This window comes from Rhodoferax sp. GW821-FHT07F03 (assembly GCF_059418745.1).
In genome coordinates, this window is sequence record NZ_JBWKQM010000007.1 from 69178 (window position 1) to 89404 (window position 20227).

At 61.3% G+C, this 20227-nt stretch carries 18 protein-coding genes and 2 pseudogenes; 10 read left to right on the forward strand and 10 right to left on the reverse strand.

Going from position 1 to position 20227, the window contains the following annotated elements:
- Positions 1-33: 33 nt before the first annotated feature.
- On the reverse strand, positions 34-543 hold the full coding sequence (locus tag AC07R0_RS11925; RefSeq protein ID WP_116606677.1) for a nuclear transport factor 2 family protein: 510 nt from the start codon (positions 541-543) through the stop codon (positions 34-36).
- Positions 544-700: 157 nt separating this feature from the next.
- Between AC07R0_RS11925 and AC07R0_RS11930 the strand changes: the two genes are divergently transcribed.
- Positions 701-1066, forward strand: coding sequence for a winged helix-turn-helix transcriptional regulator (locus AC07R0_RS11930; protein WP_310343473.1), 366 nt, complete (start codon positions 701-703; stop codon positions 1064-1066).
- A gap of 28 nt (positions 1067-1094) precedes the next feature.
- On the opposite strand, the gene aqpZ is transcribed toward AC07R0_RS11930, so the two are convergent.
- Entirely contained in the window at positions 1095-1808 is a 714-nt protein-coding gene (aqpZ, locus tag AC07R0_RS11935; RefSeq protein WP_495104972.1) for an aquaporin Z, read from the reverse strand.
- A 250-nt stretch (positions 1809-2058) separates the two neighbouring features.
- On the opposite strand from aqpZ, the gene htpG reads away from it, so the two are divergent.
- Complete coding sequence (htpG, locus tag AC07R0_RS11940; protein WP_495104973.1) at positions 2059-4041, forward strand: molecular chaperone HtpG; 1983 nt, start codon at positions 2059-2061, stop codon at positions 4039-4041.
- A 408-nt stretch (positions 4042-4449) separates the two neighbouring features.
- On the opposite strand, the gene AC07R0_RS11945 is transcribed toward htpG, so the two are convergent.
- The 5 genes and pseudogenes from AC07R0_RS11945 to AC07R0_RS11965 form a co-directional block, all read right to left on the reverse strand.
- Positions 4450-6087 carry a hypothetical protein gene (locus AC07R0_RS11945; protein WP_495104974.1) on the reverse strand — a complete coding sequence of 546 codons (1638 nt, stop codon included), beginning with the start codon at positions 6085-6087 and terminating at the stop codon, positions 4450-4452.
- A 682-nt stretch (positions 6088-6769) separates the two neighbouring features.
- A complete protein-coding gene (locus AC07R0_RS11950; protein WP_495104975.1) occupies positions 6770-7471 on the reverse strand; it encodes a response regulator transcription factor in 702 nt (233 codons plus the stop codon).
- Complete coding sequence (locus AC07R0_RS11955) at positions 7468-9042, reverse strand: sensor histidine kinase (protein ID WP_495104976.1); 1575 nt, start codon at positions 9040-9042, stop codon at positions 7468-7470. The genes AC07R0_RS11950 and AC07R0_RS11955 overlap by 4 nt, the downstream gene beginning before the upstream one ends.
- A complete protein-coding gene (rtcA, locus tag AC07R0_RS11960; RefSeq protein ID WP_495104977.1) occupies positions 8975-10036 on the reverse strand; it encodes an RNA 3'-terminal phosphate cyclase in 1062 nt (353 codons plus the stop codon). The genes AC07R0_RS11955 and rtcA overlap by 68 nt, the downstream gene beginning before the upstream one ends.
- Positions 10037-10072: 36 nt before the next feature.
- Positions 10073-10711 (reverse strand): annotated as a pseudogene (locus tag AC07R0_RS11965) (RtcB family protein); the annotation flags it as partial.
- On the opposite strand from AC07R0_RS11965, the gene AC07R0_RS11970 reads away from it, so the two are divergent.
- The 5 genes and pseudogenes from AC07R0_RS11970 to AC07R0_RS11990 all read left to right on the forward strand — a co-directional run bounded on the left by AC07R0_RS11970 (position 10658) and on the right by AC07R0_RS11990 (position 14099).
- Positions 10658-10912 carry a DNA polymerase beta superfamily protein gene (locus AC07R0_RS11970; RefSeq protein WP_495104978.1) on the forward strand — a complete coding sequence of 85 codons (255 nt, stop codon included), beginning with the start codon at positions 10658-10660 and terminating at the stop codon, positions 10910-10912. The pseudogene AC07R0_RS11965 and the gene AC07R0_RS11970 overlap by 54 nt on opposite strands.
- A 342-nt stretch (positions 10913-11254) precedes the next feature.
- On the forward strand, positions 11255-12403 hold the full coding sequence (locus tag AC07R0_RS11975; RefSeq protein WP_495104979.1) for an RNA ligase RtcB family protein: 1149 nt from the start codon (positions 11255-11257) through the stop codon (positions 12401-12403).
- Positions 12400-13029 (forward strand): peptide chain release factor H, encoded by a 630-nt coding sequence (prfH, locus tag AC07R0_RS11980; protein ID WP_495104980.1) that lies wholly within the window; start codon positions 12400-12402, stop codon positions 13027-13029. The genes AC07R0_RS11975 and prfH overlap by 4 nt, the downstream gene beginning before the upstream one ends.
- A 270-nt stretch (positions 13030-13299) precedes the next feature.
- Positions 13300-13608, forward strand: a pseudogene (locus AC07R0_RS11985) (hypothetical protein); the annotation flags it as partial.
- A gap of 11 nt (positions 13609-13619) precedes the next feature.
- Entirely contained in the window at positions 13620-14099 is a 480-nt protein-coding gene (locus tag AC07R0_RS11990; protein WP_495104981.1) for a GNAT family N-acetyltransferase, read from the forward strand.
- A gap of 147 nt (positions 14100-14246) precedes the next feature.
- Here AC07R0_RS11990 and AC07R0_RS11995 read toward each other — a convergent pair whose 3' ends face one another.
- Both AC07R0_RS11995 and AC07R0_RS12000 read right to left on the reverse strand, forming a co-directional pair.
- Positions 14247-15236 (reverse strand): dienelactone hydrolase family protein, encoded by a 990-nt coding sequence (locus AC07R0_RS11995; RefSeq protein ID WP_495104982.1) that lies wholly within the window; start codon positions 15234-15236, stop codon positions 14247-14249.
- 355 nt (positions 15237-15591) lie between these two features.
- Complete coding sequence (locus AC07R0_RS12000; protein WP_495075749.1) at positions 15592-15714, reverse strand: hypothetical protein; 123 nt, start codon at positions 15712-15714, stop codon at positions 15592-15594.
- A 135-nt stretch (positions 15715-15849) separates the two neighbouring features.
- Here AC07R0_RS12000 and AC07R0_RS12005 point away from each other — a divergent pair, with 135 nt between their 5' ends.
- The 3 genes from AC07R0_RS12005 (at position 15850) to AC07R0_RS12015 (ending at position 18807) form a co-directional block, all read left to right on the forward strand.
- On the forward strand, positions 15850-16890 hold the full coding sequence (locus tag AC07R0_RS12005; RefSeq protein WP_495104983.1) for a M14 family zinc carboxypeptidase: 1041 nt from the start codon (positions 15850-15852) through the stop codon (positions 16888-16890).
- On the forward strand, positions 16887-17642 hold the full coding sequence (locus AC07R0_RS12010) for an alpha/beta fold hydrolase (RefSeq protein ID WP_495104984.1): 756 nt from the start codon (positions 16887-16889) through the stop codon (positions 17640-17642). The genes AC07R0_RS12005 and AC07R0_RS12010 overlap by 4 nt, the downstream gene beginning before the upstream one ends.
- A 124-nt stretch (positions 17643-17766) precedes the next feature.
- The gene (locus AC07R0_RS12015; RefSeq protein ID WP_495104985.1) at positions 17767-18807 is read left to right on the forward strand and encodes a Stealth CR1 domain-containing protein; all 1041 of its coding nucleotides are present in this window, start codon (positions 17767-17769) and stop codon (positions 18805-18807) included.
- A 44-nt stretch (positions 18808-18851) separates the two neighbouring features.
- On the opposite strand, the gene AC07R0_RS12020 is transcribed toward AC07R0_RS12015, so the two are convergent.
- Positions 18852-20192: an MFS transporter gene (locus AC07R0_RS12020; RefSeq protein ID WP_495104986.1), complete on the reverse strand. Its 1341-nt coding sequence runs from the start codon at positions 20190-20192 to the stop codon at positions 18852-18854.
- Positions 20193-20227 lie beyond the last annotated feature (35 nt).

Sequence of the window (20227 nt, forward strand, 5' to 3'; positions counted from 1 at the left end):
CCGCGAACTTCGCGGCTTTTTGGATGGTGTCTGTCAGTTGGACAGCTTGGGCGCTTCGTTCATGAGCGCCGGGTCCCAGTGCTCGACAGCCTTGCCATCCTTGATGCGCCATGTGTCGAACCAGGCTGTGCTGTAGCTCCCGTTGGGGTGTTTGGGGTCGATCACCCGGCGGGGGTAGACCACCGTCACCAGATCGCCTTCGGCCATGACCTCGGCGACCGGCAGGCCCAGCTTGTCTGGAATCGGCGTGGGCTGGACCTTGAGTATCTGGGTGAAGAAATACACCACGGCATCCCGTCCATTGCGCGCGTTGGGGTTGTGCTGGATGTAGTCCTTGTCGATGTAGCGCTCGGCCAGTTCCCAGTGGTTGGCTTCCAGCAAGTCCTTGACGATGTGGTAGGCCACTTGCTTGTTGGCGTGCAGCTTGGGATCGGGGCTGGTAAACAGTGCGTCGGCGTTGGCTGCGCTACGCACGGCCTCCTGGGCCAGGGCCGGCAGCGCGCAGGCGGCGGCCAGCATACCAGCCAGTAGGGATGTCTTCATTCAATTCCTTTCAGGTTTCTGGGACCGGGCAGTAGAGCCGCCCGGGTGGGGATTGAATGTAGGCATATCACTTACTTTCTGCAAGTACACATAAAATAGTAAGTGCTAGCGCAGAGCGCGTATCTACAATCCAGGCTGTGTTCTCCAGGAGCTAAACATGGGAATTGCCGCCAAGTTCCAGCGGGGCGACGTGCTGGTTGCCGCCTGCCCCTCGCGGGAGGTGCTGCAGCACATCACCAGCCGCTGGGGCGTATTGGTGCTGATCGCGCTGGAGTCGGGCACGCTGCGTTTTGGCGAGCTGCGGCGCAAGGTCAATGGCGTGAGCGAGCGCATGCTGGTCCAGACGCTTCAGTGCCTCGAGGGCGATGGCCTGGTAAATCGCATCGCTTTGGAGGTCGTGCCACCGCACGTGGAATACAGCCTCACTCCGCTGGGGCGCGAAGCCGCCGAGAAGGTGCGCCTGCTGACCGACTGGATCGAAGGCAATATTCCGCGCCTGCTCAAAGCCAAGGCGGCTCCATAAGCATCCGCCTATGGAGGCACGAGCCGGTTTAGTCGTCGCTGAGCAAGACGTTGTAAATCACCGCACCCAGAACCGCGCCGACGATGGGCGCCACCCAGAACAGCCACAAATCGCCCATGGCGCCGGGTACGAACAGCGCCGGGCCGGTGCTGCGGGCCGGGTTCACCGAGGTGTTGGACACCGGGATCGAGATCAAATGGATCAGCGTCAGGCACAGGCCGATGCTGAGGCCGCCAAAGGCACCGGCCGCGCGCTTGGCCGTGCTGCCCAGGATGACGATCAGGAAGATGGCCGTCATCACCACCTCGGTGATCAGCACCGACTGCATGCTGAAACCGCCGGGCGAATGGGGGCCATAACCATTGGTGGCAAACGCGCCGGCACCGGAGAAGGCCTTGGCCGCGTCGAAGTCCACCTTACCCGACACGATCAGGTACAGCACGCCGGCCGCCGCGCAGGCGCCCAGCACCTGGGCCACGATGTAGCCCAACAGACCAGACGCCGGGAAACGCTTGCCAACGGCCAGGCCAATCGACACGGCGGGGTTGAAATGCCCGCCAGAAATCGGCCCCAAGGCATAGGCACCCGTCACCACCGTCAGGCCGAAGGCCAGCGACACACCCAGCAGGCCGATGCCCACGCCCGGGAAGGCGGCTGCCAGCACCGCGCTACCGCAGCCGCCCAGTGTCAGCCAGAAGGTACCAATGAACTCGGCCGTGCATTTCTTCAGATTGCTATCCATATATTTACCCCTTGTTTGGATGTTTGCGCGTGAGCGAACGAGCGCCAGCACGCACTTTTGCAGTGGGCGATGGTCGCAATCGGCTATGACAAAAGCAATTTTTTTAACAATCCATCAATAAATTTGTACGCAATCTGCATGAAAACCGGCCGGGACTTGAAGTTTGCGGCTCCGGCCATAATTAAAGGCTGCCCGGCACCTGGCTGCCGGAGTTCAGTTTTTTTGATATTTCCAAGGCATTTATCCCAACATGACCAAGCAAACCATGAATTTCCAGGCCGAAGTAGCCCAGCTGCTGCACCTGGTAACCCACGCGCTGTACTCCAACAAAGAAATCTTCATGCGCGAGCTGGTGTCCAACGCATCGGACGCTTGCGACAAGCTGCGCTATGAAGCCATCAGCAACAGCGCCCTGCTGGAAGACGCACCCAACCTGGAAGTGCGCGTGTCCTTCGACAAGGATGCCAAGACCCTGACCATCACCGACAACGGTATCGGTCTGTCGCAACAAGAAGCCATCGACAACCTGGGCACCATCGCCAAGAGCGGCACCAAAGACTTCGTCAGCAAACTGTCTGGCGACCAGAAAGCCGACTCGCAGCTCATTGGCCAGTTCGGCGTAGGCTTTTACTCCGGCTTCATCGTGGCCGACCGCATCACCGTGGAATCGCGCCGCGCCGGCTTGCCCGCCAATGAAGGCGTGCGCTGGACAAGCGATGGTGGCGCCAGCGGTGGCGGCGCCTTCGAGGTGGAATCCATCACCCGCGAAAAGCGCGGCACCAGCGTGATCCTGCACCTGCGCGACGACGCTCTGGAATACGCCAGCGCCTGGAAGCTCAAGGCCATCATCAGCAAGTACTCTGACCACATCAGCCTGCCCATCCTGATGGAAAAGGAAGAGTGGAAAGACGGCGATCTGATCGACCCTTCGAACGAAGAAGGTGGCCGCCAGCCCGGCGGCATGGTTGCCACCGGCGAATGGGAAGCCGTCAACAAGGCCAGCGCCATCTGGACGCGCGCCAAGAAGGACATCAGCCAAGAACAGTACGATGACTTCTACAAGCAGATCAGCCACGACTTCGAAGCCCCGCTGGCCCACACCCACAACCGCGTAGAAGGCAGCACCGAATACACCCAGCTGCTGTACGTTCCGGCCAAGGCCCCGCAAGACCTGTGGAACCGCGACCACAAGGGCGGCCTGAAGCTGTATGTGAAGCGCGTCTTCATCATGGACGACGCCGAAGCCCTGCTGCCTAGCTACCTGCGCTTTGTGAAGGGCGTGGTGGATTCCGTCGACCTGCCACTGAACGTGAGCCGCGAGCTGCTGCAAGAAAGCCGCGACGTCAAAGCCATCCGCGAAGGCTGCACCAAGCGTGTCCTGGGCATGCTGGAAGACCTAGCCAAGTTTGACAAGGCTCCCGCAGCAGCCGAAGGCGAAGTCACCGACGTGCTGTCCGAAGAAGACAAGGCCAAAGAAGGCAAATACGCCAAGTTCTACGCCGAGTTCGGCGCCGTGCTGAAAGAAGGCCTGGGCGAAGACTTCGCCAACCGCGAACGCCTGGCCAAGCTGCTGCGCTTCGCAAGCAGCACCACCGACAGCACCAGCGTGTCGCTGGCCGACTACAAGGCCCGCATGAAGGAAGGCCAGGAGGCCATCTACTACATCACCGCCGACAACGCCGCCGCCGCCAAGAGCAGCCCGCAACTCGAAGTCTTCAAGAAAAAGGGCATCGAAGTGCTGCTGATGACCGACCGCGTGGACGAATGGGCGCTGAACTACCTGCACGACTTCGACGGCACGCCAATGCAGTCCGTCGCCAAGGGCGCCGTAGACCTGGGCAAGCTGCTCGACGAAGACGAAAAGAAAGCCGCCGAAGAAGCCGCCGAAACCTTCAAGCCCCTGCTGGCCAAGCTGAAAGAAGCTCTGAAAGACAAGGCCGAAGACGTGCGCGTCACCACCCGCCTGGTGGACAGCCCTGCCTGCCTGGTGGTCCAAGATGGCGGCATGAGCACCCAGTTGGCCCGCATGCTCAAGCAAGCCGGCCAGACAGCGCCTGAAACCAAGCCCGTGCTCGAAGTCAACGCCGAACACGCCCTGGTCAAGAAGCTGGAAGGCTCGGTGCACTTCAACGACCTGGCCCACATCCTGTTTGACCAAGCGCTGCTGGCCGAAGGCGGACTGCCTGCGGACCCGGCTGCTTATGTGAAGCGGGTGAATGCTTTGCTGGTGTGAAGCGAGAGGGGTTTAGAGGTTAAATCGACCTCCAACCCACGTGGAATATGCGCAAGCAGCTACTGAATTTGTAGCAATTGACTCGTAAAAAAGCCCCGCGGTCGCTAGACTGGCGGGGCTTTTTGTTGGAGCTATGGGAGCGGGAAAGGCTGAACTGGGCCAAGTGCCGCCATTGGCCAATGACGGCTTTGGGGCAGCGACTTTGACGCTTCCACCTGGTGCACTCTTCCGAGTCGAAAATTCAGCTTCACGCTGATTGGCGCCGATCGCCGTCAATACGCTGAGTGTCGGCTGAAGTCCGAAGCCGACCTACGCTACCGCTCGCTGCCTATTCGCGGGAGGTGGTCGTGGCATCAGCCTTTCGGCGAACTTTTGAAAGTCTCGGTCGAGCTTCATCACCCGCCGGGTCTAGAGTGCAGCCGGCAAATCATTCAACCAGGTGCCTCGGGTGGGATCGATGATGGCCAGTCGGTCAGTCCGATTGACGCCCTTGGGCAATAAGCTGTCAATCTCGGTGGCGAGGTCGGAGACGATGAACAACCGGCGGCCGCCATTGCGCAAGCACTCAAGGACTTTGTCGCGCAGCGGGCTCAACACTGCCAGCTGCCAGTTGGTATCTTCTTGCGAGACGGACATCGCGACGCTGCCGCGGAGTTCTGACGGGTCCATCGGCACGATCTCCTGTGCGAACCCATACACCTCGAATAGTCCCGGTTCGAACTTTTGGCGGCGATTGATTAGTAGTTGGCGGAGATCGGAGTCGAGGGCACCTGCCATGCTTATTGAGATGTCTACGAACCAAGTTTCTCGGCGACACAGAGTCGCGATATGAGAGTTTTGCAAGAATCTCCTTAGCGTGGCTTCGGCTGCTGATTCCGGATGCACGTTGCCCAGCAGGGTCGTCCGGGTGGAGACAGGCAACGTCATCGGTGGCGCATCGTCGTAGTTCACGATCAAGAGTGCGCCGTCGTCGGCATTGAGTCCAGATTCGTATTTGCGACGTACCTCGTCAAGATGCGTGACCTCCAACGCGCTGCGTTGCTTGCATTCGATGATCAACTGCACTTCTTCGGGAGTCGCCTGTAGACCCATTGTGACGACAATGTCTGGCCGAATCTCGTCACCGGTGTGATTGCGGTACGTCGGCTGGTAGATGAAGCTCGCTTTGGCACCCGCATGGGTCGCGAGTGTCGCCTGGCGACCTAGCTCGATCAGCGAGGCGCCCCCAGGGTTGTCGACAAGCTCGAATCCGACCTGCTGGAATTCTGAAAGCGCAAAGGCGACGTTCCAAATCTCGTAGACCTGCCAACGGAATTTCCAGAACGGCAGGCCAATGAACTTCGATGCAATCGATTCGACATCTTCGGGCACAAATGCCCGGACGGCGGCAGCCAGTTGGCCGGGGTAATCCGGATGGTTCTCGACAAGTGCCTGCAGGTGCTTTGGCACAGCGCCACCCGAGCCGTCGAGGTACATCCGCCCCAGGCCACCGAAGAGATGCCGATGCTGTGAACCGTACCGGCGTCGCGCTTCCGCGAGGACACGGAACAGCTCCACTGCGCTCCAATCGAAATCAAGGGACGTCAATCCTCGATGGTTGGGCGCGAAGACCTGATGGGCCAGCCAATCCATGATGTCGTTCTTGGCCTGGGCCATGGCTGTCACCGACGGATCAACACGGGTGCGGATTTCGTCGAATAGCCGGAAGTCCTCAAAGGAGAAGCCGATCTGCTGGCCGTCGGATTCGAGGTCCCACGCCACATGCGCGCCGTCTCTCGAGCGCAGAAAACGGGCCTTTCCGCAATAGCTTAGGATTTCCCGGTACATTCCGGCCAGAGGTTCGGCAGCAGCCATCAGCGCTCGCAGATAGGCCTCAGCAGAAATGTTGCAGGCCCGGAGCGCCTTTTTGAACTCGCCAGGGGGCAGGTTCAACGCTCGCTTAAGGGCGCCGTACAGGGCCACATCGCGATCATGATCCGGCTGGAAATCGAAGTTCTTGTACTTTATTAGGTAGTCATGCAAGTCAACGGCGGTTGTGATTGGCACGGCGGCTGGAGTCATTGGGTCTCAGAAAAAAAACGGGGGACGACTGGTGGGCGCTGGCTTAAGACGAGATCGAGCGCGCCGATTGGCACCCATTCTCACCGGAGTACCCACTGGCCGCCAGTCAGCGCGAGCTTAGGCAAAATGATTGCTGAAGACTATACAAGTGCGTGGGAGAACCACAGCAGCGCGTGCGCCAGTTCATCGACGCCGCTTTTATTGAAGCCAGAGTTGAGACGGCGCGTGCAGAAGCGGGGCGAGAGCTAACTAAGGCCCAGTGGCCCAACCTATCCCATCAGGTCGACGTCCGAGCGGATCAACAGCAACCGATCGGCCTCGCTGGAAAGTAAGTATTCAGCCAATTAGCAGGCGATTAGTACAACCGCCGCCAAGTTTGGCGAATGTACGCCGCGCACTGCCAAGCCGACTTTTGTTTCGGCTCCTACGAGGTCAGTTTCCGCTGCATTCAGGCTCCACGTCGTGCCCACGCATTGTGCACGGGATGACTATCTGCTTTCAGGGCATGAACCCGCCCTATCGGAATTCCGCTTTGGGTCGACTACCGCCACCCCACCCAGCACAAAAACGAGCTGACGCAAACGCACATTGGGCGGTGCAGAGCTTTCACCTCTCTAGCCCCGTGGATATTGCGCAAGCAGCTATACAAACAATAGCAACCACCAACTCAAGAAGCCTCCGGCTCGTCATACCGGTAGCCCACTCCATGCACGGTGGCAATGATGGCGGGGGCCTTGGGGTCGCACTCAATGAGTTTGCGCAGCTTGGAGATGTGTTGGTCTAGCGTGCGGCTGTTGGGGAAGTAATCTCGCCCCCAGCAGTGGTTAAACAGGCTGTCGCGGTCCACCACTTGGCCTTTGTGTTGCAGCAGGTGCTGCAAGATTTTGACGTCGCGCAGGCTCAGGTCGATTTGCGTGTCGCCCCGGCGGGCGCGCAGTTGCGATGGGTACAACTCCAAGTCGCCAATGCGCACGGCATCTGTCGCAAGCTCTGGCGTGGGCGTGCGCGCTAGTGTGCGGCGCGTTACCGCGCGGATGCGGGCCACCACCTCGCGCACGCCAAAGGGTTTCATGATGTAGTCATCGGCCCCCAGCTCCAGGCCCAGCACGCGGTCTATCTCTTCGGACTTGGCGCTGATGAAGATAACGGGTACGTCGTTGTCCACGCGCCGTATCTCGCGGCACACGGTGTAGCCGTCACGCTTGGGCATCATGACGTCCAGCAGCACCAGCTGCGGCCGCTGCACGTGAAACAGGGCCAGTGCCTGCTCCCCATCGCTGGCCAGCATGGGGGTGTAGCCTTCGGCCTCCACCACGTCGCGCAGGCCCTCGCCAATGTGCAGGTCGTCTTCAGCGATCAATACTTTCATGGCATCTGTTCCACAAACTCGGTGCGCAGGGTTACGCGAAAGTGCGCGCCCACCGCCCCTACCTCTGCGGCTTGCAGGGTGACGTCGCCCCCGTGCTGGCGGGCCAATTGGCGGGCAATGTCCAGCCCAATGCCGGTGCCAGCCACGCCATCGGTCAGCTTGGAGCTGATGCGGTAAAAGGGCTCAAACACCCGCTCACGCTCACTAGCAGCGATGCCGGGGCCCAAGTCGCGCACGTCGATGGTGCTCACGCCATGGGCTTGGGTGGTCTCTAGTTGGATTGCGCCACCGCTGGCGGCATATTTCTCGGCGTTGCTCAAGAGGTTGTTCAAAATTTGCTCTAGCGCTTGCGCGTCCAGCATGACCGAGCGCGGTGCCTGCGCTGTGCATTGCACGGTGATGGATTTGGCCTCCAGCGCGGGGCGGAATGCGGCAATGCAGCGCGCTACCACCTCGTCCACCACGCCTTGCTGCAAGGCCAGTGTGAACTGCGCTTTTTGGAGTTGCCCCAGGCTGAGCACGTTGGCAATCAAGCGCGAGAGGCGTTGGCTCTCCGCGGTGATGATGCGCAGGTACCGGTGCGCTTTGCTGCTGCCTGCCGCCTGCTCGTCCACCGCAGGGTCCAACTCATCTTCCATCAGCTCTGCGTACAGGCGTATGTTGGTTAAGGGTGTCTTTAGCTCATGCGACACCTGGTTCACAAAGTTGACCCGCTGCTGGGCCAGACGCATTTCGCGCGTGTGTTCGCGGTACAGATACAGGGCCAAGCCCACCAGCGCAAGGGCTAGCCCCAGCAAACCAGCCACCAGGCCCCAGGTATTCACCACGCCCGCTGTGGCCAGCGCGGGGCCAAAGTATTCGAGCCTCCAGGTGCCCAAGGGGTGGCTCAGTGGGCGCATGGCCAAACTCTTTTCACCACTGGCGGGCTGGTAGCTTCCCCACTCGTACACCACCTGTCCATTGCCATTGACCAGACGGGTGCTGCTCTTGGCCTGCGAGCCATCGGCATTGGTAGAAGGCAGCAGTGCAATGATGTCGGCCACCAGCGCCACGGGCGTTAGCTCCACCCCCACCAGGCGGTTCTGCGCATCGCGCAGCCAAAAGATGTGGTGCAGCTCAGCATTCCAGTGCCATGTGTACCAGCCCCACTGCGCAGGGCCCGTATCGGCGCTGGCTACGCTAGCGCCATAGCGTTTGGACACAAGACTATTTGCACTTGCGCTTCCCACCGCCCCACCAATCGACGCCCCCTGGGTGAGCAACCCGGGGTTGTCCCAAATCGCCACGGTGCGCTGGACAAACTGGTTTTGTGACTCAGTCAGGGCGGCAGAGGGTGAGGGATACACACGCTTGCCGTCTGCACCAATCACAAACGCTTGCTGCACCACACCCAGCTCCTGGGGCAAGATGGCAAGCGCCTGGGTGTCGAGCGGCTGCGCGCGTAGGCGAATCACCCAGTCGTCTTGCAGCGCGCGGAAGTAGGCGTTGATGGTGTCGTCCACGTTACCCAGTTGGGACTGCACCAGTTCTTGCACCTGCGCTGCCGCCACGCGTTGTTCGTTGTTTGCCATGCGCAGGCCCATGCTCCGACAAACTGGTTGCCCAGTACTGGCCCGCCTTGCCTTGCAGCGCCGCCAATGCCAAGGGAATCATCAGTTGGTCCGCCAGATGCTCACCCACCGGCGCGCGATGTGCCAAATAGGTTTGTACCTCCAGCAACACCTTGCGCGCCACTTCCTCTGCGCTCACACCTTTCTCACCAAAGGCTGTCAGCACTTCGGCGACGTGTTCAAACTGCAGAATGACTTGCAGCGCATTGCCAGGTCCTTCGTTGCTGCGCAGGCCACGGTCGCGTAGTTGGTCATCTGCCCAACCCAGCGCACGCCCCAACACATCCAATTCACGGCTGGCCACCCCTTTGGGAATACCCGCATGCAGGCACTCGGCCCAGGCTTCCACCAGCGCACCACGCTCCATCAGTTGGATCGCAGGCAGTCCGCCTGATGGTGGTGCGACGCAGACCCGCACCTCACCGCCACCCGCAGGGTAAAAACCGTGGCGCTGCATGTCCAACGCATACACAGCCTGACCACCGCCCGAAAAATACGGCGCCATGCGGCTTAGAAAGGTGGCAGACGGTGCCATCGGATTGTGCGTGCCACCACGCAGCACAATGTTGGACGCCTGCGCTGCCAACGCCAGCGGCCACAGTACGGTTTGCAAGACCAGCATGCAACTGCCGGCAGAGCCGACCGCAAATTCGTAATCACCGCCGCGCACTGGTCCCGGCACAAAGTGCAGCTGGCTGGCACCAATCTGCACCACAGCACCGTTCGCATCCGCCGCCTGACAATGCTCCGGCCCACCACCCACAGCGACGGCGGCCTGCACGCAGGCCAAGTGCTGGCGCATCAGGCCCGGCTTGGGACGTTTGGCACGGATGTTGACGAGACTAAAGGCCTGGCTAGTGATCAGACTCAAGGCAAGTGCTGTGCGCAGTATCTGCCCACCGCCTTCACCTTGCGATCCATCGATTTCTATCGAGTTTTCAAGTTCTGTTTTCATTGTTCTTGTCGCTTTCCAGCCCCTCCATCGGAGGCGCTACCCCTTTACACACACCACCTGCTTCAGCGTGTACACCACTTCCACCAGATCGCTCTGGGCCAGCATCACGGCGTCGATGTCCTTGTAGGCCATCGGGATCTCGTCGATCACGTCGACGTCCTTGCGGCATTCCACACCGGCCGTGGCATCAATCTGGTCCTGCACGGTGAACAGCTTCTTGGCCTTGGTGCGGCTCATGGTGCGCCCGGCACCGTGGCTGCAGCTATTGAAGCTATCTGGGTTGCCCTTGCCACGCACGATGAAGCTCTTGGCGCCCATGCTGCCGGGAATAATCCCCAGCTCACCTGCTTTGGCGCTCACTGCGCCCTTGCGGGTCACAAATACTTCTTGGTCAAAGTGAGTCTCCTTCTGCACATAGTTGTGGTGGCAGTTCACCGCTTCCAGGTGCGTCTCGAACGGCTTGGTTATGGTTTTGCGCAGTGCGCCAATCACGGCCTGCATCATCACCTCGCGGTTCAGGCGCGCAAACTTTTGCGCCCAACCCACGCCACGCACGTAGTCACCAAAGTACTGGGCACCTTCTTCAAAGTAGGCCAGGTCCTGGTCCGGCAGGTTGCGCTGGTGCATCTCGGCATCCTTCTTCGCCAGCTCAATGAAGTGCGTACCAATGGCGTTACGGCCATCAATGATCTGCTGGACGTAAAACGGGCGTCCCCCGAGATGGGCCTCTCACCCCAGATCGCGCCTATTCAAAGATTCATCGAACACGAGTTGGAGCGCCTCGAAAAGCTTTCCCCCGCGCGCAAGGACAGGGCAGACGTTGAGCCTCTGCTGTCAGACTTGTTTCGCGCAGTTCTCAAAGAGACTTGGGGTTGAACAGAATGCGCTGTCGCATAAACGCGTCACCAATGCATTGCCCATTTGCCACACACCGTATCCCCCGTTAAAGTCGCGCCCTGCAGTTTTCGCCATGGCACCTAGCCACCGTGCAAACACTGCACTCCCTCCCCTTTCATCCACCTACCAGGAGAACAACATGCAAAAGAACACGACCTCCCTGTGGGCTGGGTCAGCGGTGGCGGGACTTATCCAATAAGCCTCTCCCTCTTTTTCTAGCGCCCCACGGTACGCGGCACAACGCTTGATGCGTATGCGGCGCAGCGTTGGCGCGCGCGTCTGTCCCGGTCCGGTTTCAACGATTTTTGAATCTGGATTTTTATGGGCAATTTTGTCAAACACGTGTCGGACCGCGCCTGTGTGGTCGCGTCTGACGCTACGTGGATGGAGGATGCTGCCATTGCGCAGCTCATCACCACATCGCAACTGGAGGGCATGCAACGCGTCGCGGGCATGCCCGACTTGCACCCTGGGCGCGGCTATCCGGTAGGGGCCGCATTTTTCTCAACACAACAGTTCTATCCCGCCTTGGTGGGTAACGACATTGGCTGCGGCATGGCGCTGTGGCAAACCGACTTGCGCGCCAGTGCCATCAAGCTCGACAAGCTGGAAAAGCGCGTGGGCAATATCGATGGCCCCATGGAGGACACAGCGGCGGTGGCGCAAGCCATGGCGAGCTGTGATGTGCAACCCTGTGGCTACGAGGCATCTCTGGGCACCATTGGTGGGGGCAATCACTTTGCGGAGTTTCAGCAAGTAGACACGGTGCACGACCCGGCAGCGCTTGCTGCGCTGGGCATCAACAAGCAGCAGCTGCTGCTGTTGGTGCACAGCGGCTCGCGCGGCTTGGGCGAACGCATCTTGCGTCAGCACGTCGATGCTTTTGGACACCGCGGCCTGAAAGCAGGCACGGCAGAGGCTGCTGACTATCTGGCGCAGCACGATGCGGCTCTGCGCTACGCGCGCTGCAACCGTCAACTGGTGGCACAGCGACTGCTGACCAATGTGCGAGCCGATGGTCACTGCGTGCTGGACGTGCACCACAACTTTGTGGCCAGCGTCAACATCCACGGCCAAGCCGGTTGGCTACACCGCAAGGGGGCCACGCCGTCTGACCACGGTGCGGTGTTGATACCCGGTTCGCGTGGGGACTACAGCTACCTGGTGCGCCCCACACGCCTGTGCCACGACACGCTGCTGTCGCTGGCGCATGGTGCGGGGCGCAAGTGGATTCGCTCGGCCTGCAAAGACCGCTTGTTCAAGCTGTTGACGCCCACGCAGATGGGCCGTACCGCACTGGGCAGCCGCGTGATCTGCAACGACAAACAGCTCATCTACGAAGAAGCCCCGCAGGCGTACAAGGGTATCGACAGCGTGGTGCAGGCGCTGGTGGGCGCCGGGTTGATGGAGCTGCTGGCGCGGACCAAGCCGGTGCTGACCTACAAAACCCGCGGGGAGTGCTGCGAATGATCTTGTTGCAACTTTCCGCCAATACCGGCCCTGAAGAGTGTTGCCTGGCGGTGCACAAAGCCTTAGCCCGATTGACACAAGAAGCCGCCCAATTGGCGGTCCGTGTAGATGTCATTGAGCAAGTGCCCGCTAACACAGTAGACACGCTGCGCTCAGTCTTGGTAGTGCTGGACGGCGACATGGCGCAGACCTTAGCGCAGCGCTGGCAAGGCAGCGTGCTGTGGATCTGCCCCAGCCCTTACCGCCCTGGTCATCGGCGCAAGAACTGGTTCATTGGTGCGGACATTTTTGCGCCCGAGTCCCCAAGTTTTTCCGACGCCTTGCTCGACAAGGATATACGCTTTGAAGCCGTGCGCGCCAGCGGACCGGGCGGCCAGCATGTGAACAAAACCGACTCTGCCGTCCGGGCTACGCACGTGCCGAGTGGGCTCAGCGTCAAAGTGCAAACCGAGCGCAGCCAGCATGCCAACAAGCGCTTGGCTCGCGCCTGGCTGACAGGTAAGCTGGCCTCGCTGACGCAGGATGCAGCTGGCAAAAGTAAAGCTGCACGGAGAATGCAGCACCACCAAGTTGAGCGCGGCAACGCTACACGCACGTTTAAAGGAGAGGATTTCCGGGAGGTTTAGATCTCACCGTCCAAATTCCGTTCAAGCCAAGCACGTGTCGCTTGTGAAAACAGGATTGAAATGTGCCTCTATCCCATATAAATACTGGAACGAAAGCTGCCGAATAGATAGCAAAAACGCAATCTAAAAGCCCCACAGTTGTGAGACTGACGGGGCTTTTTTATGGCCGGCGCGCAGCTAGCTTCACGGAACTAACCGGTACAGGGTGCACCAGTCGCATTGCCGCAATTGCTTACAAGAGACTGTCCGCATCCTGTTAGGCTTACCTTGATGTCCAACACACGTACTGTCGCTGTCGTCGTCTCTAGCCTTCTGCTCAGCGCCTGCAGCTCGGTGGGCGTAGGCGTCAGCGTACCGCTGTTCCCCGGGGTCAGTGTGGGGGTGGGTGCAGGCTCGGGCGGGGTGCATCTGGGCGTGGGGGCCGGGGTGGGGCCGGTGGGAGTTGGAGTAGGTGTGAACCAGCGTGGCCAGGTGGGTGCCGGGGTGGGCGTGGGTACCAGCACCAATGTCGGCGGCGCACAGGTGGGGGTTGGCGTGGGGACCGGCACCACTGTCTACGACCCGGACCAGCCAAAGGCGCACCGCTAGCCATGCCCTCCATCTTCACCATCCAAACAGCCGGCGCCGAAGACGTACCCGAGGTCGCCACCATGGTAGGCGAATTGCTGACCGAGATCATGCAGGCCATTGGCGTGCAGGCCTTCAATTTCGATCTGGGCGCCACCACGTCCCGGCTGCAGGACTTTATCCAGCAGGGGAAATATTTTGTGTTTGTGGCCCGCGACAGCGACCGGCATCCGGCCGGTTTTATCGCCGTGTATGAAAGCTATGCCTTGTATGCGGAGGGTGCGTTTGGCACCATCCCCGAGTTATATGTGCGGCCAGATCAACGCAAGCATGGCGTGGGCCAACAGTTAGTGGCGCAGGCCCAGGCTTTTGGCGCGGCGCGGGGCTGGACGCGGCTGGAGGTGACCACGCCACCGTTGCCGCAGTTCGACCGGACGCTGGCATTTTATGAGCGCGAGGGTTTTACCATCAGCGGTGGCCGTAAGCTGAAAATCAGCCTGTGAATAGCCTGCCCACCATCGATAACTCCGCATTGGGAATATGCCGCCAGCGCAATAGGAATCTGCACCATTAGCTTCTAAATTTATAGCAACAAGCTCACAAAAAAGCCCTGGAATGCCCCGCGCATTCCGGGCTTTTTGCATGTGGTGTCAGAGGTTGTTGCGAAAGAAGCGTGTCACGCGTTCACGTGACTTATAGGCCTGGGCCACATCAGGAATGGCGATAACGTTGGGTATGGCAGACAAGCCCAGCAGATAGCTGCCCTGGTTGGCGAACGGGTCGGGTGCGGTGATGGGCACCATCAGGCGGTCGAAGTCATGGTAGGCGCCGGGGTACTCCGCCACGCTCACCACGCCGCCGTTGCTGGGGTTGACGCCAGCCGCCAGCGCCTGGCAGGGCGCTGCGCTGTTGTCATAGCTGTCCTTGCTGCCGATCTGGATCAGCACCGGGGCGCCGGTGAGGTTCAGGTACTGGGTGCCTGCCTGGGCTGGCGCCACGCCAAATGCGTGCAGGATGGCCGCGTTATTGGCACCGTAGCAGACAGGGTAGTTGGCCACATGGGCCGCGAACTTGCGACCACCGCCGAACTGGCCCGCATACAGGCGCTCCGATGTGCCCAGGCTGATCACGCCGCCCCAGGAGAAGCCCAGCACGCCGATGCGCTCCGGGTCGATATTGGCCTGGCTGCTCAAGAAGGCCAGCGCCGAAAAGGCGTCGGGGTAGGTCAGGATGGGCAGTTGCGGGCGGTTGGCCAGCCCGGTCACGCCGCGTGCTTCCCACATATCGATCTGCAGAGTGGCAATGCCGGCGGCGTTCAGTGCCTCTTCATAAAAATTGCCGCGCGCATCGATGCCGGCGGTGCCGTGCAATAGAACCACCGCCGGTAGCTTTTCATTGTGGTACTTTTTATTTCCAAAGGGGAAGCAGTTCCAGCGGCCGTCCACCTTGCCGGGCAGGCTGAGCTTGCCCTTGATGGTCAGCGGGCTGGCCGGCGCGGCGAGGTTGGGCGACTGGAACTGGATGAAGCTGATCTGCGGCTGCCCACGCTCCCTGCAGCCCTCGTCATCGGCGTGGGCCGCCGCCGCCATACCTGCCACGAACGTCAAAGCCAAGGCCCGAAGCCACTTGGGATGCAGCATGCAATTCTCCTGTGTAGAAATAATGGGTGAATGATGGGGATTGCCAAACGGGTCGCTGTGCCCGCCCCGATGCGCGGCCCACATTAACCACCGCCCCAGGGTGTGTCAACGCACGGCAGATGGCAGCGCAGCTGCTGAAAACGTGCTGGCCGGCAGGCTGTTAGCAGCCGCCAACAAGGGCCACCACTCACGAATCAGAAATGACTGCAGCGCACATGGATACTGCGCCAAAAGCTATCAAATTAGAAGCACGGAGATAGTGCAGCTAGAGCTTATTGCGGCGTGGGCGACAGCACCAAACGGGGCACCTTGGGCACGCCAACTGCGCTCCAAAGCTTCATACATATTGGGTATCTCAGTGCCCGAAACGGCGCTGCTCCCAACGCGCCCGCTGCAAGGCCCACAGCTCCGCCAAGCCCCAGGCCAGGCAGGCGGGCACGGCGAATAAGCGCATCAGCGTGGTTCTGCGAAGCAGCATGTCGGGACTCCCCTTGGGTGGTGTGCAAACCACCTTAGGCATGCCATGTGACAGTGGCGTGTCAGCCGTGTAATAGCCGCACACCAGACCATATTTCGCACCGCGAAAGCGCCTGTGTGGCTGTGCTGCGGTGCTGTGCCTGCCACTTCCTCCACCGCCCCTGAACTGCCCGAACTGGTGGCGTTGGAGCGCACCATCGCGCTGGGTGGGCAGCATCTGCAGGCTCGCACCGTGTGCACGGTGCCCCTGCCCAGCGGCACCCGCTACCCGGTGCATGCCATCACGCTTGGCAACCCCTCGCTGGACGTGCCGGCCGTGGGCTACTTTGGCGGCGTGCATGGGCTGGAGCGCATAGGCGCGGGCGTGGTCATCGCCTATCTGCACAGCCTGGTGACGCGCCTGCAGTGGGACAGCGCGCTGCACCGCCAGCTGGAAGCCGTGCGCCTGGTGTTCATGCCCATCATCAACCCCGGCGGCATGGCACTGGGCACGCGGGCCAACCCACAGGGGGTGGACCTGATGCGCAATGCGCCCGTGGAGGCGCGCGACCCCGTGCCCTTTCTGGTAGGGGGCCAACGTCTGAGTGCCCGCCTGCCCTGGTACCGTGGCCGCTATGCGGCGGCCATGGAAGCCGAGAACCAGGCGGTATGCGAAGTGGTGCAAGCCGAGCTGCTGTCGCGCGCCTTCAGCGTATCGGTGGACTGCCATTCGGGCTTTGGCGTAAGCGACCGGCTGTGGTTCCCGTATGCGCATACCCGCACACCGATTGCACACCTGGCGGAAATGCATGCGCTCAAACGCATCTTCATGGAGTCGCACAGCCACTACCGTTATATTTTTGAGCCGCAAAGCCTGCAGTACCTGGCGCATGGCGACCTGTGGGACCACCTGTACCAGCAAGCCTGCAGCCAGTCGCCCGAACGCATCTTTCTGCCGCTGACGCTAGAAATGGGGTCCTGGCTGTGGGTGAAGAAGAACCCGCGCCAGCTGTTCTCGCGCCACGGCATCTTCAACCCGCAAATTGCCCACCGCCAGCAGCGGGTGCTGCGCCAGCACCAGTCCTTGCTGGACTTTCTGGGCCGCGCCGCGCAGGGGCACAGGCTGTGGCTGCCAAACGTGGATGCGCGCACCTACCACCACGCCCAAGCCCGGCACGACTGGTACGGCCCCAAATGAAGACCTGGCTACTGCTGCGCGGTCTGACGCGCGAGAGCGGCCACTGGGGCGGCTTCGTAGCGCAGCTCCAGGCCGCGCAGCCGGACAGCCGCATCGTGGCACTGGACTTGCCAGGCAACGGCAGCCTGTATGCACAGCGCAGCCCCAGCCACATCAGCGCCATAGTGGCGTGCTGCCGGGCTGCGCTACAAGCGCAGCAGATCACTGGCCCGGTGCACATCCTGGCCATGTCCCTGGGTGCGATGGTGGCAGCCAGTTGGGCCAGCAGCGCCCCGCAGGAGGTGGCTGCCCAGGTGCTGGTCAACACCAGCCTGCGGCCGTTCAGCCCGTTCTACCAGCGCTTGCGGCCGCGCCATTACGGCCTGCTGCTGCGCCTGGCATTGGGGGGAGCATCCGCGCTGGACTGGGAGCGCAGCATTCTGCGCATCACCAGCCACGGCCAGCATCCAGACGTGTTGGCGCAATGGCTGAGACTGCGCCAACAGCATCCGGTCACGCGGGGCAATGCGTTGCGCCAGTTGCTGGCAGCGGCGCGCTACCAGGCCTCTGCCAGCCCGCCGCAGACCCCCACCCTGCTGCTGGCCAGCGCACAGGATGGTCTGGTGTCGGTAAATTGCTCGCGTAGCCTGGCGCTGCAATGGGGCTGCACCCTGCAGGAGCACCCTTGGGCCGGGCACGACCTGCCACTGGACGACGGCACCTGGGTAGCCCACCAGGTGCGAGATTGGCTGCAGCACATAGCGCAGAAGTAAGTCAATTTAACGACTTTACAAAGAGACTCGGCAAATCTGGCTAATATGCGCGACTTGCCTGCGGGTGGCGCCCTCCTCCTTCTGGCCGCCCACAGGCTGTATTCCACGCAACAACCACGGGCCCATGGATCACTTTGCGTTTAACGAGCCAGCGATTGATGTCGTCTACCTGTGGGTCGATGGCAACGACCCCGTATGGCGTGCCAAACGGCAGCGTGCGGCCGCTGCCCTGAGCAGCGACACCCTGGACCACATGGCCTTGTACGGCAATGTGGAGGGCCGCTACCGCGACAACGATGAGCTGCGCTACAGCCTGCGGGCGCTGGAGCGGTTCTTTCCGCAGCATGGCCATGTGTACATCGTGACCGACGGCCAGACGCCCTCCTGGCTGGAGCCCAACGACGGCCTGACGGTGGTGGACCACCGCACGCTGATGCCTGCGACGCAGCTGCCCACGTTTGACTCGGGCCATATCGAGTCCTATGTACACCGCATTCCGGGCCTGTCCGAGCGCTACTTCTACCTCAACGACGACGTGTTCTTTGGTGCACCTGTACACACCGCAGACTGGTTCTCGGCCGACGGCGTGTTTGTTGCCTGGTCGGACGAGCCCGCCGTCAGCGACGAGGCGCTGCGCCCCGATGCCACCGCGCTGGAAAACGCCTGCCGGCTGTCGCACCAGTGGTTGCGGGCGCATCCGCCGCTGAAGCCGGGCTACCAGCACACCTTCCGCACCTTTGCCCATGCGCCGCGCCCACTGCGCAAGTCGCTGCTGAGCCTGCTGGAGCGCGAGGCGCCGGAGATGTTTGCCAGCGTGCGCTCCACCGTGTTCCGCAGCTGGGACAAGCCGGCCATCGTGTCCGACTTCGTGCTGCGCTGGGCGTTGGCGCATGGCATGGCGCAGCTGCGCGAATACCGCCATATGCACTTGTCCACCGGCGACAGCAACAGCCAGGTCGGCCTGGCCCAGCTAGAGGCCGCCATAGGCGCGGTGGACTTCTTTTGCCTGAACGACACCACCGACAACGCCATGCCGCAGGACCCGCGTCTGGCCCGCGTACGCAAAAGCCTGCAGCGCATGTTCCCCACGCCCTCGGGCTTTGAGCGCACGGCTTTGGGGCCAACGGATACACGGATGAAGCACATGCAGGGCGTCTATTCCTGATTGCCCGTTCAAGGTTTTAACCCGACGGCACCCGCACATACCACTCAGATGGCCACGCCTCGTGCGGCGGCAGGTTTGCCCCCGCGCGGCGTCATGCGCGCAAAGAAAACCACCACTGCGGCGAGGATGGACATCGCAGCCAGCCCGGTCATGCCGCCCTCGATCGAGCCGCTTTGCTGCTCCAAGTAGCCAAAGGTGGCTGGCGCCACAAAGCCGCCGAGATTGCCGATGGAATTGATCAGCGCCAGTACCGCCGCCGCAATGCGTGCGTCCAGATAGCCCTGTGGAATCGGCCAGAACAAAGAAGACGCTGCCTTGAAGCCGATGGCCGCGAAACAGATAGCGACAAACGAGAACGCCGGGCTGCCCTTGCCTGCGGCGTACATGCCCAGTGCCGCAATGACCAGCACGCAAGACACCCAGGCTTGCTGGAATTTGAAGCGCCCCGCCATGCCGGCGAAGAAATACATCGCCACGATGGAGATCAGCCAGGGAATCGAGTTGTACAGCCCAACCTGGAAGTCGTTCAATTGGCCCATCTTGCGGATGATGCTGGGCAGCCAGAAGGTGGCGCCGTAAATGGTCAGAGAGATCGAGAAATAGATCAGGCAGAAGATCAATATTTGTGGATCACGCAACAAGCTCCAGACCGAGGGCTTGGCCGTGTGCATGGCGTCACGCTCGCGCTGTTCCTCGGCGATCTCATCCACCACCGCGTCCTGCTCCGCGCGGCTCAGCCATTGCGCATCCTGTGGCTTGGAGTCCAGCCAGAACCACACAAAGCCAGCCAGCACCACCGAGGCCATGCCTTCGATAAGAAACATCCACTGCCAGCCATGCAGGCCTGCGCCGTTGATCAGCATCAGCCCACCCGAAATCGGCCCAGACAGAACCGACGCCAGCGCAGATCCGCTGAGAAAGATCGCCATAGCCTTGCCGCGCTGGTCGCGTGGCAACCACTGGGTGAAGTAGTACAGCACGCCGGGAAAAAAGCCCGCCTCGGCTGCGCCCAGCAGCAGCCGCATCACATAGAACGAAGTCTCGCCCTGCACGAAAGCCATGCCGGTGGCGGCCAGCCCCCAGGTGACCATGATGCGGGTCAACCACACCTTCGCACCAAAGCGCTGCAGCATCATGTTGGACGGCACTTCAAACAGCGCATAGCTGACAAAAAACAGCCCGGCACCCAGTCCGTAGGCTGCCGCGCCTATGCCCAGGTCTGTCGCCAGATGCTGGCGGACAAAGCCGATGTTCACCCGGTCGATGTAGTTCACTATGAACATCACGACAAATAGTGGCAGCACATGCCACTTGATCTTGCTGACGGCGCGGGCCAGCGTATCGGCCCTGGCGGACCGGGACGCGGACGGATGGGATGTATTCATGGACTGGTTTCCTTATTGGCACGGGTGAGGCACTG

What these genes read in the sequence shown, in the direction of transcription:
- AC07R0_RS11995 (WP_495104982.1), bottom strand. Translation starts at nt 15,236, where the DNA reads ATGCTGCATCCCAAGTGGCTTCGGGCCTTGGCTTTGACGTTCGTGGCA.
- prfH (WP_495104980.1), top strand. Translation starts at nt 12,400, where the DNA reads ATGATCTTGTTGCAACTTTCCGCCAATACCGGCCCTGAAGAGTGTTGC.
- AC07R0_RS11955 (WP_495104976.1), bottom strand. Translation starts at nt 9,042, where the DNA reads ATGGCAAACAACGAACAACGCGTGGCGGCAGCGCAGGTGCAAGAACTG.
- AC07R0_RS12015 (WP_495104985.1), top strand. Translation starts at nt 17,767, where the DNA reads ATGGATCACTTTGCGTTTAACGAGCCAGCGATTGATGTCGTCTACCTG.
- AC07R0_RS11930 (WP_310343473.1), top strand. Translation starts at nt 701, where the DNA reads ATGGGAATTGCCGCCAAGTTCCAGCGGGGCGACGTGCTGGTTGCCGCC.
- rtcA (WP_495104977.1), bottom strand. Translation starts at nt 10,036, where the DNA reads ATGAAAACAGAACTTGAAAACTCGATAGAAATCGATGGATCGCAAGGT.
- aqpZ (WP_495104972.1), bottom strand. Translation starts at nt 1,808, where the DNA reads ATGGATAGCAATCTGAAGAAATGCACGGCCGAGTTCATTGGTACCTTC.
- AC07R0_RS11925 (WP_116606677.1), bottom strand. Translation starts at nt 543, where the DNA reads ATGAAGACATCCCTACTGGCTGGTATGCTGGCCGCCGCCTGCGCGCTG.
- AC07R0_RS11990 (WP_495104981.1), top strand. Translation starts at nt 13,620, where the DNA reads ATGCCCTCCATCTTCACCATCCAAACAGCCGGCGCCGAAGACGTACCC.
- AC07R0_RS11950 (WP_495104975.1), bottom strand. Translation starts at nt 7,471, where the DNA reads ATGAAAGTATTGATCGCTGAAGACGACCTGCACATTGGCGAGGGCCTG.
- AC07R0_RS11975 (WP_495104979.1), top strand. Translation starts at nt 11,255, where the DNA reads ATGGGCAATTTTGTCAAACACGTGTCGGACCGCGCCTGTGTGGTCGCG.
- htpG (WP_495104973.1), top strand. Translation starts at nt 2,059, where the DNA reads ATGACCAAGCAAACCATGAATTTCCAGGCCGAAGTAGCCCAGCTGCTG.
- AC07R0_RS12000 (WP_495075749.1), bottom strand. Translation starts at nt 15,714, where the DNA reads ATGCTGCTTCGCAGAACCACGCTGATGCGCTTATTCGCCGTGCCCGCC.
- AC07R0_RS12020 (WP_495104986.1), bottom strand. Translation starts at nt 20,192, where the DNA reads ATGAATACATCCCATCCGTCCGCGTCCCGGTCCGCCAGGGCCGATACG.
- AC07R0_RS12010 (WP_495104984.1), top strand. Translation starts at nt 16,887, where the DNA reads ATGAAGACCTGGCTACTGCTGCGCGGTCTGACGCGCGAGAGCGGCCAC.